Genomic DNA, 13,749 nt, shown 5'->3' with positions numbered 1-13,749 from the left:
AAGAATGGCGCCCAGACTCGCTGGGCAACTCGACCATAGTAACGAGTGGTTTCGGGTGGGTCGTCACGGGGTCGATACCCTCGCGGGAACCGGCGAGGAGGTTACGGGGTGCGGGTGCTGGACGTGGCGACGGTGTCGGCTTGGTCGGCGGCGTGCGTGCGCAGCTTGGCGGTGCTCCGGCCGGAGATCAACGGCATCAACGTCTACCCCGTCGCCGACTCCGACACGGGTTCGAACCTGCTGCACACGATGACCGGGGCACACGATTCGCTGGCGGCCGCGGACCCGGCCGACGCGGCGGGTGCGCTGGCGGTGCTGGCCCGGGGCGCCGTTGCCGCCGCGCGGGGCAACTCGGGCGTGATCATCTCCCAGGTCGTGCGGGGGATCGCCGACTGGGCGGCCGGCGGCGCCGACCTCGACGGCGCGGGGCTCGCGGAAGCTCTCGGGCACGCCGACCGGGTCGCCACGGGAGCGGTCAGCCGGCCCGTCGCGGGGACCATGCTGACGGTGTTGCACGTCGTGGCCGCCGCCGTGCAAGGGGACACGCGATCGCTCGGTGAAGTCGCCGCGACCGTCGCCGCGGCTGCCGCTTCCGCGCTGGAAGAGACGCCCAAGCAGCTGCCCGCGCTGGCCAAGGCGGGCGTCGTCGACGCCGGGGGACGCGGGCTCGTCGCGGTGCTCGACGCGCTGGCCGGCGTCGTCACCGACACGGCACCGGAGCGCGACCACGAGCTGGCGCTGACGATCAAGCTGTCCACCGCCGAACCCGCGCCGTACGCGTGGGAAGTGATGTACCTGCTGGATGGTGTCGACGAAGCGCGGCTGCCGGCGTTGCGCAAGGAGCTGAGCGGTTTCGGCGACAGCGTCACGGTGGCCGGCGACGGGTCGGGCAGCCACGCCGTGCACGTCCACTGCGCCGACATCGGCGCGGCGATCGAAGCCGGGCTGGAGCTCGGGCGGCCGCGGCGGATCCGCGTCGAGCCGCTGCTCACGCCGACGCCGATCGAGCCCGGAGGCGGGCTGGACCGGTCGGTGGTGGCCGTGGTCCACGGTGGGGCGCTGGCCGAGCTGCTGCGGGCCGAGGGCGTCGCCGTGCTGGCCGTGCCGGACGACGAGACCCCCGGCGTCGAGGACATGATCGGGCTGTTCAACGAGGCCGCGGGCCGGCACGTGACGGTGCTGCCCGGCAGCTTGGACCTCACGGCCGCCGCCGACACCGCGGCCGGGCACCCGATGGCGGGCGACCGCGACGTGGTGGTGATCCCGTGCGCGTCGCCGGTGCAGGTGCTCGCCGCCCTCGCCGTGCACGACGAGGGCCGCCGCGTGAACGACGACGTCGTGGCGATGGCCGAAGCCGCCGCGGCCACCAGGCGTGGCGAGCTGCGGATCGCGACCGAGGAGTCGCTAACCTGGGTGGGCCGGGCCCAGTCCGGTGACGTGATCGGCCTGGTCGACGACGAGGTGGTGCTGATCGAACCGGCGCCGGCCTCGGAGACGAGCCTCGTCGCGGCCGCGATGAGCGTGCTCAACCGCATGCTGGCGCTCGGCGGCGAGCTGGTCACGGTGCTGAGCGGGGAGGCTGTCCCGCCGGGCCTGACCGGCGAACTGGCCGAACAGCTGCGGCACGAGCACCCCGAAGTGGAGTTGACGAGTTATGCCAGTGGCCAGGCGGGAGCCGTCCTGCTGATGGGGGTCGAATAGACATGGCCGGGCTGCGCGACAAGCTGCCACTGCTGCTGGGGGCGAAGACGGCGAAGGCGCTGTCGGGTTCCCTCGGCATCGAGACCGTCTCCGACCTGCTGCGCCACTACCCGCGCCGGTACGCCGAGCGCGGCGAGCTCACCGACATCGCCGGCCTGGAGCTGGGCGAGCACGCGACCGTGCTGGCGCGGATCGAGAAGATCAGCAAGCGCCGCATGAAGTCGCGCAACGGCACGATCCTCGACATGGTCATCACCGACGGAAAACGGCGGCTGGCCTGTGCGTTCTTCAACCAGGCGTGGCGCGAGAAGGAACTCGTGCCCGGCAAGACGGGCCTGTTCGCGGGCAAGGTGACGGCGTTCCGCGACACGCTGCAGCTCGCCAACCCGGAGTACGAGCTGCTCGACGCCGAGCGCGAAGCCGAGGCCGTCGACAACTTCCTGGCCGAGATCATCCCCGTGTACCCGGCGGCCCAGGGCATGCCGACGTGGTCGATCGCGAAGTGCGTGCGGCAGGTGCTGGACGTGCTGGAAGTGCCCGCGGATCCGATGCCGGAAGAGCTGCTGAAGCGCCACGGCCTGCCGGGTTTGGAGCGCGCCCTGCGCGGCATCCACCGGCCCGAGGACTGGGCGCACCTGGAGACCTCGCGCCACCGCCTCAAGTGGGACGAGGCCATGGCCGTGCAGCTGATCTTCGCGCAGCGGCGCCACTCGGCGGTGTCGCGACCGGCGAAGGCCAGCCCGCACACCGACGGCGGCTTGGCCGACGCGTTCGACAAGCGCCTGCCGTTCGACCTCACGGCCGGCCAGCGCGCGATCGGCGATGAGATCGCCGGCGACCTGTCGACCGAGCACCCGATGAACCGCCTGCTGCAGGGCGAAGTGGGTTCGGGCAAGACCGTGGTCGCGCTGCGGGCGATGCTGCAGGTCATCGACTCCGGTCGGCAGACCGCGCTGCTCGCCCCGACCGAGGTGCTCGCCGCTCAGCACGCGCGTTCGCTGCGCGAGATGCTCGGCGAACTGGGGATGGCGGGGGAGCTGGGCGCGGCGGAGAACGCCACGCGCGTGACGCTGCTCACCGGCTCGCTGGGTGCGAAGGAACGCAAGAAGGCGCTGCTGGAGGCGGCGAGCGGCGAGGCCGGGATCGTCGTCGGCACGCACGCGCTGATCCAGGACCACGTGCAGTTCGCGGACCTCGGCCTCGCGGTCGTCGACGAGCAGCACCGGTTCGGCGTGGAGCAGCGCGACGCATTGCGCTCGCGCGGGGCGGACGGCACTTCGCCGCACGTGCTGGTGATGACGGCGACGCCGATCCCGCGCACGGTCGCGATGACCGTGTACGGCGACCTCGAGACGTCCGCGCTGCGCGAGATGCCCGTGGGCCGGTCGCCGATCAAGACGACCGTGGTGCCGGTGGCGGAGAAGCCCGCGTGGTTCGACCGCGTGTGGGAGCGCGTGCAGGAGGAAGTCGCCAAGGGACACCAGGCGTACGTCGTGTGCCCGCGCATCGGCGACGAACCGCCGTCGGACAAGAGCGACAAGCGCCCGCCGCTGGCCGTGCTGGACGTGGCGCCGGACCTGGCGGGCGGGGCGTTGAAGGGGCTCAAGGTCGCCGCGCTGCACGGCCGCATGCCGGCCGACGAGAAGGACGCGGTGATGCGTGCCTTCGGCGCCGGCCAGATCCAGGTCCTCGTGGCGACGACCGTCGTCGAGGTCGGCGTGAACGTCCCCAACGCCACCGCGATGGTCATCCTCGACGCCGACCGGTTCGGCGTGAGCCAGCTGCACCAGCTGCGCGGCCGCGTCGGCCGGGGCAGCGTGCCGGGGTTGTGCCTGCTGGTGACCGAAACCCTCGACGGCACCTCGACCCGCGAACGCCTCGCGGCCGTCGAGTCCACCACCGACGGCTTCGAACTGTCCCGTTTGGACCTCGAACTCCGCCGCGAGGGCGACATCCTCGGCGCCGCCCAGTCCGGCAAGCGCTCGGGGCTCAAGCTGCTGTCCCTGCTGCGCGACGAGGAGGTGATCACCGAAGCCCGCGCGCAGGCCCAGGAAATCGTGGTGCGTGACCCTTCGCTGTCCTCCTATCCTGGCCTGGCCCAGATGGTGTCCGACGTCGTGGACATGGAACGCGCGGAGTACTTGGAGAAGAGTTGACGGCTGCCGCCCCCGCCTCCGTCCGGCCGGCGGTCGTCTCCGATGCTCCGGCGATCGCCCACGTCCACGTCGCTTCCTGGCAAGCCGCGTACGACGGACTGCTGCCCGCCGAGTTCCTGTCGGGTCTTTCGGTCGACGCCCGCGAGCGCTTCTGGGCCCGGAACCTCGCGGATCTGCCCGCGCACCAGACGATCCTGGTCGCCGTGACGCCCGACGGTTCCCTCGCCGGCTTCGCCGCCACCAACCCCGGCCGCGACGAGGACGCCACCGCCGAGACGGGCGAGCTCGCTTCCCTCTACCTTCTTCCCTCGCAGTGGAGCCGCGGTGTCGGCCGCCTCCTCCACGCGGCCGCCGTCGCCGCCCTCACCGCGGAGTTCTCGACCGCGACTCTGTGGGTCCTCACGACCAACACGCGCGCTCGCACGTTCTACGAACACGCCGGCTGGGCCCTCGACGGCCGCACCAAAGTCGAATCAGTGGCCGACGGCGCGGTGACGCTGGAAGAGGTCCGGTACCGGCTCGCCCTCCGCTGACCCCGCGGCGGTCACCGGGAACCCGCCGCGTGGTGGCGCTCGGCGCGAGTGCCGGTGGCGCGTGATGCCGAAGCACTTCAGTGCCGGCTCCCTGCGGTGCCGGCCGGCTTCTGGCTCCCACGCCTGCGAGGCGGCGTCAACCCCTGATGTCGCCACCCCTTCCTTTCCGCACGAACACCCCCGCCTCCGCAGCTGCCGCCGCCGCGTCGGCGGCTGTCCGGGCGTCCACAGGCGTGAGCGGTTCGCGCGAGATGAACAGCCGGTAGAAGATCGGGCCGCTCGCCACGCGAATCACTTCGTCGGGGTCGGTGCCGGCCGGTACTTCGCCGCGCGCCACTGCGCGGGTCACGAGCACCGCCGAGCGCTCGTGCCGGTCTTGGTAGAACGCGTGCAGCGCCTCCGCCGCGGATTCCGAGTGGAAGGCCGCCAGCACCGACGCCGTCGGGAGCTCCCGCAGGTCCGGTTCGGTGAAGTAGCGCACCAGTTCCAGCAGCACCTCCCGCAGGTCGCCCGCCAGCGAGCCGGTGTCGGGCGGTGTCCAGGGCTGCTCCGTGCCCATGCGCAGGGCCGCGGCGACAAGGCCGTCCGTCGAAGCCCAGCGGCGGTAGATCGTGGTCTTGTGGACGCCCGAGCGCTCCGCGACCGCCTCGACCGTCAGGTTCGTGAAACCCCGCTCGGCGAGCAAGTCCAGCGTCGCCTGCAGCACCGCGATGCGCGTGCGTTCGGTGCGCCCGCCCGGTCGGCGGGTTCCGGCCGTTTCACTTGCCAAGTGCTACTCCTGTTGCGTTAGTGTGCCCAGTATGCCAGACCTCGACTTCCGAACGCCCTTCTCGCCTGACGACGTCACGCCGATCGCGGACCTCATCGGCGACGCGCGCATCGTCGCGATCGGGGAGAACAACCACCACATCCGCGAGTTCGGCCGGCTGCGCAACCGGCTGCTGCGCCACCTCGTCGAGGAACGCGGCTTCACCGTGCTCGGCTTCGAATCGGGGTTCGCCGAGGGCGAGCTGGTCGACGGCTGGCTGCGCGGCGCGCCCGGCGACGTCGCCGACATCGGCCGCGACGGCTTCACCTTCTCCCTCGGCGACTCACCCGAGGTGCACGAGATGCTCGCCTGGCTGCGCGAGCACGGCGGCGTCCGCTACGCGGGCCTCGACGTCCCCAGCTCCGGCGGCTCACCCGCCCCGGCGCTGCAAGCAGTGCGGCGCTACCTCGAAGACGTCGACCCCGATGTCGTCCCGCTGGTCGACGCCGGCCTCACCGCTTCGGAGCCGTACGCGTCGGTCAGCAGCGCCATCGCGCCCGGCCGCTACGCGGCGATGGCCGCGCCCGCGCGCGACGCGGCCACCGCCGCGTTCAGCACCCTCCTCGCACACTTGCGTGCCCTGGCGCCCGTGTACCAGCAGCGTCGGGCCCCGACCGCGCACGCCATCGCCGAACACCACGCGCTCGGAGCGCTCCGCCTCGACGCCTACCAGCGTGAGCTGGCGGCGATGATGGCGGGCGTCGCGCCGTCGATGCAGAGTTCTTCCCGTGACACGTATCTGGCGTCGACGGTGAAGCTGCTTCGCCGGCTGCACGGCGAGGGCGCGAAGATCGTCGTGATGGTCCACAACGGACACTTGCAGCGTGTGCCGTTCGCGCCCGCGCCGGGCATGGTCTTCCCCTCGGCCGGCACGCACCTGGCCGCCGAGTTCGGCGACGACTACTTCACCCTCGGCCTCACGGCCGGCACCGGCACCACCACGGGCCTCACCCCGGACGAGAACGCGCGCCTCGGCTTCCGCGTCCACGCCGACGAGCTACCGCCGGCCGAGGGCGGCAGCGTCGAAGCCGCGCTCGCCGAGTCCGGGCCGTGCCTGGTCGACCTCCGCGCCAACCGCGCGAAGGGTGTGGCCGGGCCGAAGAGCATGCGCCACGCTCACCTGTTCACCTCCGTCGACGTCGTGCGGGCCTTCGACGCGCTCGTCTACCTCCCGGCGATGTCGGTCAGCGGCCACGTCCCGGCGGAGTGAGCTCACCCCGACAGCAACGGCTCGAACCGCCGGTAGGAGTCGTAGCCGTGGAAGTGCCGGGCAGACAGGTCGGCGTCGCGCGTGAGGTCCTCGTCGAGGGCCTGCGCGACGTCGACCACGTGCTTGCACCGCCACGTGATCAGCTCACCGCGCTCGTTGCGGTGGCTGCCCGACGCGGCTTCCGCGCGACGGCGGACGGTGTCGCGCGCTTCGTCTTCACTCGCCGCGTGGACGAGGACGAAGTCTTCGCGGTGCAGCGGCTCGTACGCGGGTGAATCACTGGTCGCCTCGTAAAGGACAACGGCGACGTATGGTTTCTCACTCATCATTCCCCCTGGTCCGGTTCTTGATCACTGTCTGGGAGAGGCCGGTCGGGGGCGAAAGGTTTCCGGCCGAAACACGGACCAGCCCATCGGGTGATGTCGAGTTGCCGCCCGCACGCGGCCGGGATACCACGCAGGAATGCGGATCCGTGGGCTTCTTCCGGTGACAATGACGATCCTCCTCGTGGCGACGGCGAATTCGCCCGCCCTCGCGGCCGCCGGCGGCGGCACGCAGGACAACCCGCCGAGCTGGGCGCTCGACCGGATCGACCAGCGCACCGGCCTCGACCAGAAGTACCGCTACGAAAGCGATGCCTCCGACGTCACCGTGTACGTGATCGACAGCGGCGTCGACGCGAAGCACCCCGATTTCCAGGGGCGGGTGCAGCCGGGCAAGGACTTCCTCACCGGCGGCGCCGACACGTCCGACACCAACGGGCACGGCACGCGCGTCGCCGGCATCGTCGCCGGCCGCAGCTACGGCGTGGCCAAGGGCGCGCAGATCTTCCCGGTCCGCGTGCTCGACAAGGACGGCGGCGGCAGCACCGACAACATCCTCGCGGGCCTCAACTGGGTAGCGCAGAACGCGCACCAGCCGGCCGTGGCGTACCTCGGCATCGGGGGCGTGGCCAACCAGCAGCTCGACGACGCGGTGGCCGCTCTCGCCGCGGTGATGCCCGTCGTCGTCCCGGCGGGCGAGGGCGGCGAAGACGACAGCCAGGTTTCGCCGGCGCGGGTCCCCGCCGCGCTCACCGTGGCGGCGAGCGACGTGCAAGACCAGGTGGCGACTTTCTCGGACTTCGGGACGCCGGTCGACCTCTACGCACCGGGCGTCGACGTCCCGGCGCCGCTCGCGGGTTCGTCGAACGCCGGCCCGCTATCGGGCACCTCGATGGCCGCGGCCGTCGCGGCGGGCGCCGCCGCCGTCTACCGGTCCCAGCACCCGGACGCCGCTCCCGCGGACGTCGACAAGGCGTTGGTGCAGGCAGCGACACCGAACGCGCTGAAAAACGTGCCTTCGGGCACAGCCAACCGATTGCTGTGCACCCTGCCCGCTCAGGCCTCCTGACTGTTGCGGGGAGCCCGAGTTCCCCGCATCATGCACGCAGGTCGGCGCGAATGATGTCCATCACGTGGAATCTGCCTCCCGGAGAGCGAGACAAACCGGGTAACGTGCCTTCACTACCGATCCGAAACGGGAAGGACCGGGCATGTTCCGCAAGGTACTGGTGGCCAACCGCGGTGAGATCGCGATCCGAGCGTTCCGCGCCGGCTACGAACTGGGGGCGGGCACGGTTGCCGTGTTCCCGCACGAAGACCGCAACTCGCTCCACCGGCTGAAGGCCGACGAAGCCTACGAGATCGGCGAACCCGGTCACCCGGTGCGCGCGTACCTCTCCGTCGAGGAGATCGTCAAGGCCGCCAAGAAGGCGGACGCCGACGCGGTCTACCCGGGTTACGGCTTCCTGTCCGAAAACCCCGATCTCGCGCGCGCGTGCGAGGACGCCGGGATCACGTTCGTCGGCCCGAGCGCCGAGATCCTGGAGCTCACCGGCAACAAGGCGCGCGCCGTCAAGGCCGCGCGCGAGGCCGGCGTGCCGGTGCTCGGCTCGTCGGAGCCCTCGAGCGACATCGACGCGCTGGTGGCCGGGGCCGAGGAGCTCGGCTTCCCGGTGTTCGTCAAGGCCGTCGCCGGCGGTGGCGGCCGCGGCATGCGGCGCGTCGAGGACCCGGCCCACCTGCGCGAGTCCATCGAGGCCGCCGCGCGCGAGGCCGAATCCGCGTTCGGTGACCCGACGGTGTTCATCGAGAAGGCCGTGGTGGAGCCGCGCCACATCGAGGTGCAGATCCTCGCCGACGGCCAGGGCAACATCATCCACCTCTACGAGCGCGACTGCTCCGTGCAGCGCCGCCACCAGAAGGTGGTCGAGCTGGCCCCCGCGCCGAACCTCGACCCCGAGCTGCGCGACCGCATCTGCGCCGACGCCGTGAAGTTCGCGCGCCAGATCGGCTACCGCAACGCCGGCACCGTCGAGTTCCTCCTCGACCGCGACGGCAACCACGTGTTCATCGAGATGAACCCGCGGATCCAGGTCGAGCACACGGTGACCGAGGAGGTGACCGACGTCGACCTCGTGCAGTCGCAGATGCGCATCGCCTCCGGTGAAACGCTCGCCGATCTCGGCCTCGCGCAGGACAAGATCTACCTGCGCGGCGCCGCGCTGCAGTGCCGCATCACGACGGAAGACCCCGCCAACGGCTTCCGCCCCGACATCGGCATGATCAGCGCCTACCGCTCGCCCGGCGGCTCCGGCATCCGCCTCGACGGCGGCACCGCGTTCTCCGGCACGGAGATCAGCGCCCACTTCGACTCGCTGCTCGTGAAGCTCACCTGCCGCGGCCGCGACTTCAAGACCGCCGTGGGCCGGGCCCGGCGTGCCGTCGCGGAGTTCCGCATCCGCGGTGTCGCCACGAACATCCCGTTCCTCCAGGCGGTGCTCGACGACCCGGACTTCCGCGAAGGCCGCGTCACGACGTCGTTCATCGAGGAGCGCCCGCACCTGCTCACCGCCCGCAGTTCGGCGGATCGCGGCACGCGCCTGCTCACCTACCTGGCCGACCAGACGGTGAACCGCCCGCACGGTGAACGTCCACGCACGCCCGACGCCACGACGAAGCTGCCGAAGCTGCCCGCCGATCTCGTGCCGCCGGACGGCTCCAAGCAGAAGCTCACCGAGCTGGGCCCGGTCGGCTTGGCCCGCTGGCTGCGGGAGTCGCCGCTGCTCGGCGTCACCGACACCACGTTCCGCGACGCCCACCAGTCCCTGCTCGCCACGCGCGTGCGCACGAAGGACCTCCTGGCCGTCGCCCCGGTCGTCGCGGCGACCGTGCCGCAGCTGCTCTCCCTCGAGTGCTGGGGTGGCGCCACCTACGACGTCGCGCTGCGCTTCCTGGCCGAGGACCCGTGGGAGCGCCTCGAACAGCTGCGCAAGGCCGTGCCGAACATCTGCCTGCAGATGCTGCTGCGCGGCCGCAACACCGTGGGCTACACGCCGTACCCCACCGAGGTCACGCACGCGTTCGTCGAAGAAGCGGCCGCCACCGGCATCGACATCTTCCGCATCTTCGACGCGCTCAACGACGTCGAGCAGATGCGCCCGGCCATCGACGCGGTCCGCGAAACCGGCACTGCCGTCGCCGAAGTCGCTCTCTGCTACACCTCCGATCTCTCCGATCCCGGAGAAAAGCTCTACACGCTCGACTACTACCTGAAGCTCGCCGAGCAGATCGTCGGAGCGGGCGCGCACATCCTCGCGATCAAGGACATGGCGGGCCTGCTCCGCGCACCGGCCGCCGCGAAGCTCGTGACCGCGCTGCGCAAGGAGTTCGACCTCCCCGTGCACATCCACACGCACGACACCGCGGGCGGTCAGCTGGCCACCTACCTCGCCGCCATCCAGGCGGGCGCGGACGCCGTCGACGGCGCGGTGTCGTCCATGGCCGGCACCACGTCGCAGCCGTCGCTCGGGTCGATCGTCGCGGCGACCGACCACTCCGACCGCACCACGGGCCTGGACCTGCAGGCGATCGGTGACCTCGAGCCCTACTGGGAGAGCGTGCGCAAGATCTACGCTCCCTTCGAAGCCGGCCTCGCTTCGCCCACCGGCCGCGTGTACCACCACGAGATCCCGGGCGGCCAGCTCTCCAACCTGCGCACGCAGGCCATCGCGCTGGGGCTCGGCGACCGCTTCGAGGACATCGAGGCCATGTACGCCGCGGCCGACAAGATCCTCGGTCACCTCGTGAAGGTCACGCCTTCGTCCAAGGTGGTCGGCGACCTCGCGCTGCACCTCGTCGGCGCGGGTGTTTCCCCCGCGGACTTCGAGGCGGAGCCCAACAAGTTCGACATCCCGGACTCCGTGATCGGCTTCCTCCGCGGCGAGCTCGGCGACCCGCCGGGTGGCTGGCCGGAACCGTTCCGCACCAAGGCTCTCGAAGGCCGGTCGGCGGCCAAGCCCGTCGCGGAACTGTCCGAAGAGGACCGCAAGGACCTCACCGACAACCGGCGCGGCGCCTTGAACCGGCTGCTGTTCCCCGGGCCGACGAAGGAGTTCGAAACCCGTCGCGAGGCCTACGGCGACACGAGCGTGCTGTCGAGCAAGGACTTCTTCTACGGCTTGCGCCCGGGTGAGGAGTACTCGGTCGACTTGGAGCCCGGTGTCCGGCTGCTCATCGAGCTGGAAGCGATCGGCGAGGCCGACGAGCGCGGTGTGCGCACCGTGATGTCGACGCTCAACGGCCAGCTGCGGCCGATCCAGATCCGCGACCGCTCGATCGCCTCGGACGTCCCCGTGACCGAAAAGGCCGAGAAGGGCAACCCGAAGCAGATCGCGGCGCCGTTCGCTGGTGTGGTGACGCTGCAGGTGGCGGAAGGCGACCAGGTCGAGGCCGGCGCGACCGTGGCGACGATCGAGGCCATGAAGATGGAAGCTTCGATCACCGCGTCGGCGGCGGGCAAGGTCGGGCGGTTGGCGATCACCTCCGTGCAGCAGGTCGAGGGCGGGGACCTCCTCATCGTGCTCGAGTAGCGCGGCGGGGCGCCAGTTTCCGGTGTCGCGAACGGCCCACTCGCGCCATTTCGGCGCGAGTGGGCCGTTCGCGCCGCTTCGGGCTCGTCTCGGCGGGGCAGGCCGCGCTACCGTCGGGCGCATGCTGATCAACGCGGTGCCGCAGTGGCAGGGCGCGGTCGGTCCCCGGGCCCGGGGACTGATCGAGGGCTGCCTCGCGCTTTCCGAGCTGGCCGGGCACGTCCTGGGCCTGCCGGTGCACCACATCCACCAGGAACCGGCCACCAGCGAGGTGAGCGCGGGCGTCGCCAACCGCGCGGTGCTGACCGGCGCCAACCGGGCGGCGCAGCTCGCCGCGCTCGAAGCACCCGGCGGCCCGGTCCTGACGATCGGTGGTGACTGCGGTGTGGAGCTGGTGCCGATCGGTGTCGCGCGCTACCGCCACGGCGCCGGGCTGGGCGTCGCGTGGTTCGACGCGCACCCGGATCTGAACACGGCCGAATCGTCTCCCTCGGGCGCGTTCCACGGCATGGTGCTGCGGTCGTTGCTGGGCGAGGGGGACGAGGAGTTCGCGGCGAGCCCCGCGATCGAGCCGGGGCGGGTGGCTCTGTTCGGCACGCGGGTCTTCGACGCCGCGGAGGAGCAAGCCGTTCGCCGCGGGCTGGCGGTGCCGACGGAGGACGTCGCTGGTGCGCTTCGGCGGGCCGGCGCGGAGTCGGTGTACCTCCACGTCGATCTCGACGTGCTGGATCCGGGGGAGTTCGGCGGCGTGAACTACCCCGAACCCGGTGGGTTGAAGATCTTCGAGCTCGTCGAGGCGATCGCCGGACTGTCCGAAGTGGACGTCATCGGCGCGGGGATCACGGAGTGCGTGGGCACGGAGCTCGAGGCGCTGGAGCCCGTGCTCACCGCGGTGGGGAGGGTGCTGATGCGAGGCTAACCCCCTCGCTGTGCCGCGCACCAGGTCGGAGAGTGCGGCTCAGGGCTGGGTCTCGGCGAGCGCCGTGCGCACGGCTTCGACGGCTTCGGCCGCGTCGGCGTCCAGTTCCCGGACGCGCCGGGCGTAGTCGGCGGCGGCGGTGCGAAGCAGGGCCGCGCGGTCGGGTCGTTCGGTGGCGCCGGCGACGACGGTGCCCCGGGCGCGGGCGGTGGTGACCCAGCCGGCGGCTTCGAGCTCGCGGTAGACGCGGGCGACCGTGCCGGAGGCCAGCCCGAGGTCGCGGGCGAGCTGGCGGATGGGCGGGAGCCGGGCGTCGACGGGCAGGGTGCCGGTGCTGATCGCGAGGACGATCTGGTCGTGGACCTGGCGCCACGGGGCGATCCCGTTGTCGGCGTCGACGACCACTCGCAGCGGCATCTACTTCGCCGTTGCCGGCGCGGGCAGTCTCCGCGGCGGCGAGGCGATGGCGATGAACGCGGCGAGCGTCACCACGAACGCCAGGAACGACGGCAACGTGCCGCCGGGCCAGGCGGTGACGGCGCACGCCGCCGTGGCGAGCCCGAGGGCGACGCGGGCGCTGCGGCAGCGCAGCGCGAGGTCGACGTCGGGGTCACCCGTGGCCGGGCGCCGCACGGCGAGCAAGACCACGCCCCACGCGACAGCGGCGGACGCGACCGTCACGGCGAACAGCACCCACTCGCCGATCACCGCCAGGTGCACCGCGGCGGCGACCGCGGCCAGCCCGGCGACGACGATCGCCCACAGGGGAGCGAAGTCGAGGACACCGCGGGGCGCGAGCACGGCTTCGCGCCGCGGGCCCGGGGCCGGCCGCTGGGCCAGCACCTCGGCGATGAGCCCGCCGAGGAGCAGCACGGTGACGATCGTGCCGAGCCCGGACGAGTCCGCCAGGCCCGACGCGCCCGGAATCAGGGGGAGGCCGACCCACAGCCACGGATACCAGAACCGCCGGCGCCGCAAGTACCGCACCGCGACGCCCACCTGCTCCGGCGTCGCGCGCGGCAGGCCCCACTTGGCGAGCAGGCGCGCGCCCTGCCGCTCCCCGGGCCACAACACGATCAGGATCGCCAGACCGAACAGTCCGCCAACCAGCGCGACACCGAGGGCTGAGCCGAGGTCCATGACACGCACTCCCATCTTGTATCAAACGGATGGTACAAGATGGGCGGCCGCCGCGCAGATCGGCGCGCGCCGTGGTGGTGAAGTCGGTGGCCGCCGTCCACCGTGGTGTCCTCGACCGGATCGCGCGTCACAGTGGACGTTGGGCGCCCTCGCCGCGGCGCGGGCTTATCGGGACGAGGTCGGCCAGCAGCCGCTCGGACAGGCGCGCGAGGTGCGCTCCCTGGCTCGCCAGCGATTCCGATCCTTCGTGGCGTGTCCGGGCGACCCGGCGTCGCCACAACGGCGCGGTCGTCCGATGGTGCTAGGCGCTGGTTTCGGTGCGGTCGGGCCGAGGTCGGCCAGCGGCCGTTCGGACAGGTGCTCGACGAGC

At 71.8% G+C, this 13,749-nt stretch carries 11 protein-coding genes; 7 read left to right on the top strand and 4 right to left on the bottom strand.

Annotated elements, in window-relative coordinates; genetic code table 11:
- Positions 1-108: 108 nt before the first annotated feature.
- The 3 genes from ACIA77_RS19595 to ACIA77_RS19585 are packed head-to-tail and all read left to right on the top strand — an operon-like array spanning position 109 to position 4,390.
- Entirely contained in the window at positions 109-1,701 is a 1,593-nt protein-coding gene (locus tag ACIA77_RS19595; protein WP_395887303.1) for a DAK2 domain-containing protein, read from the top strand.
- Positions 1,702-1,703: 2 nt separating this feature from the next.
- On the top strand, positions 1,704-3,857 hold the full coding sequence (gene recG / locus ACIA77_RS19590) for an ATP-dependent DNA helicase RecG (RefSeq protein ID WP_395887302.1): 2,154 nt from the start codon (positions 1,704-1,706) through the stop codon (positions 3,855-3,857).
- Entirely contained in the window at positions 3,854-4,390 is a 537-nt protein-coding gene (locus ACIA77_RS19585; protein WP_395887301.1) for a GNAT family N-acetyltransferase, read from the top strand. Before recG ends, ACIA77_RS19585 begins: the two co-directional genes overlap by 4 nt.
- A 136-nt stretch (positions 4,391-4,526) precedes the next feature.
- Here ACIA77_RS19585 and ACIA77_RS19580 read toward each other — a convergent pair whose 3' ends face one another.
- Positions 4,527-5,159 carry a TetR/AcrR family transcriptional regulator gene (locus ACIA77_RS19580; protein ID WP_395887300.1) on the bottom strand — a complete coding sequence of 211 codons (633 nt, stop codon included), beginning with the start codon at positions 5,157-5,159 and terminating at the stop codon, positions 4,527-4,529.
- Positions 5,160-5,190: 31 nt separating this feature from the next.
- On the opposite strand from ACIA77_RS19580, the gene ACIA77_RS19575 reads away from it, so the two are divergent.
- A complete protein-coding gene (locus tag ACIA77_RS19575) occupies positions 5,191-6,408 on the top strand; it encodes an erythromycin esterase family protein (RefSeq protein ID WP_395887299.1) in 1,218 nt (405 codons plus the stop codon).
- Between the two features lie 2 nt (positions 6,409-6,410).
- Here ACIA77_RS19575 and ACIA77_RS19570 read toward each other — a convergent pair whose 3' ends face one another.
- Complete coding sequence (locus tag ACIA77_RS19570; protein ID WP_395887298.1) at positions 6,411-6,734, bottom strand: DUF4288 domain-containing protein; 324 nt, start codon at positions 6,732-6,734, stop codon at positions 6,411-6,413.
- Between the two features lie 166 nt (positions 6,735-6,900).
- On the opposite strand from ACIA77_RS19570, the gene ACIA77_RS19565 reads away from it, so the two are divergent.
- The 3 genes from ACIA77_RS19565 to ACIA77_RS19555 all read left to right on the top strand — a co-directional run bounded on the left by ACIA77_RS19565 (position 6,901) and on the right by ACIA77_RS19555 (position 12,239).
- Positions 6,901-7,800: a S8 family peptidase gene (locus ACIA77_RS19565; protein ID WP_395887339.1), complete on the top strand. Its 900-nt coding sequence runs from the start codon at positions 6,901-6,903 to the stop codon at positions 7,798-7,800.
- Between the two features lie 142 nt (positions 7,801-7,942).
- Entirely contained in the window at positions 7,943-11,320 is a 3,378-nt protein-coding gene (locus ACIA77_RS19560; RefSeq protein ID WP_395887297.1) for a pyruvate carboxylase, read from the top strand.
- A 121-nt stretch (positions 11,321-11,441) separates the two neighbouring features.
- A complete protein-coding gene (locus ACIA77_RS19555) occupies positions 11,442-12,239 on the top strand; it encodes an arginase family protein (RefSeq protein WP_395887296.1) in 798 nt (265 codons plus the stop codon).
- A 39-nt stretch (positions 12,240-12,278) separates the two neighbouring features.
- Here the strand turns inward: ACIA77_RS19555 and ACIA77_RS19550 are convergent, their stop codons facing one another.
- Positions 12,279-12,656, bottom strand: coding sequence for a GntR family transcriptional regulator (locus ACIA77_RS19550; protein ID WP_395887295.1), 378 nt, complete (start codon positions 12,654-12,656; stop codon positions 12,279-12,281).
- Positions 12,657-13,394: a hypothetical protein gene (locus tag ACIA77_RS19545; RefSeq protein ID WP_395887294.1), complete on the bottom strand. Its 738-nt coding sequence runs from the start codon at positions 13,392-13,394 to the stop codon at positions 12,657-12,659. It lies immediately after the preceding gene.
- Positions 13,395-13,749: the final 355 nt, after the last annotated feature.

It is taken from the genome of Amycolatopsis sp. NPDC051903 (assembly GCF_044452505.1).
In the GTDB taxonomy this organism is placed as follows: domain Bacteria; phylum Actinomycetota; class Actinomycetes; order Mycobacteriales; family Pseudonocardiaceae; genus Amycolatopsis.
Note: the sequence above shows the minus strand (reverse complement) of the source record. Positions and strands in the feature narration are given on the sequence as shown.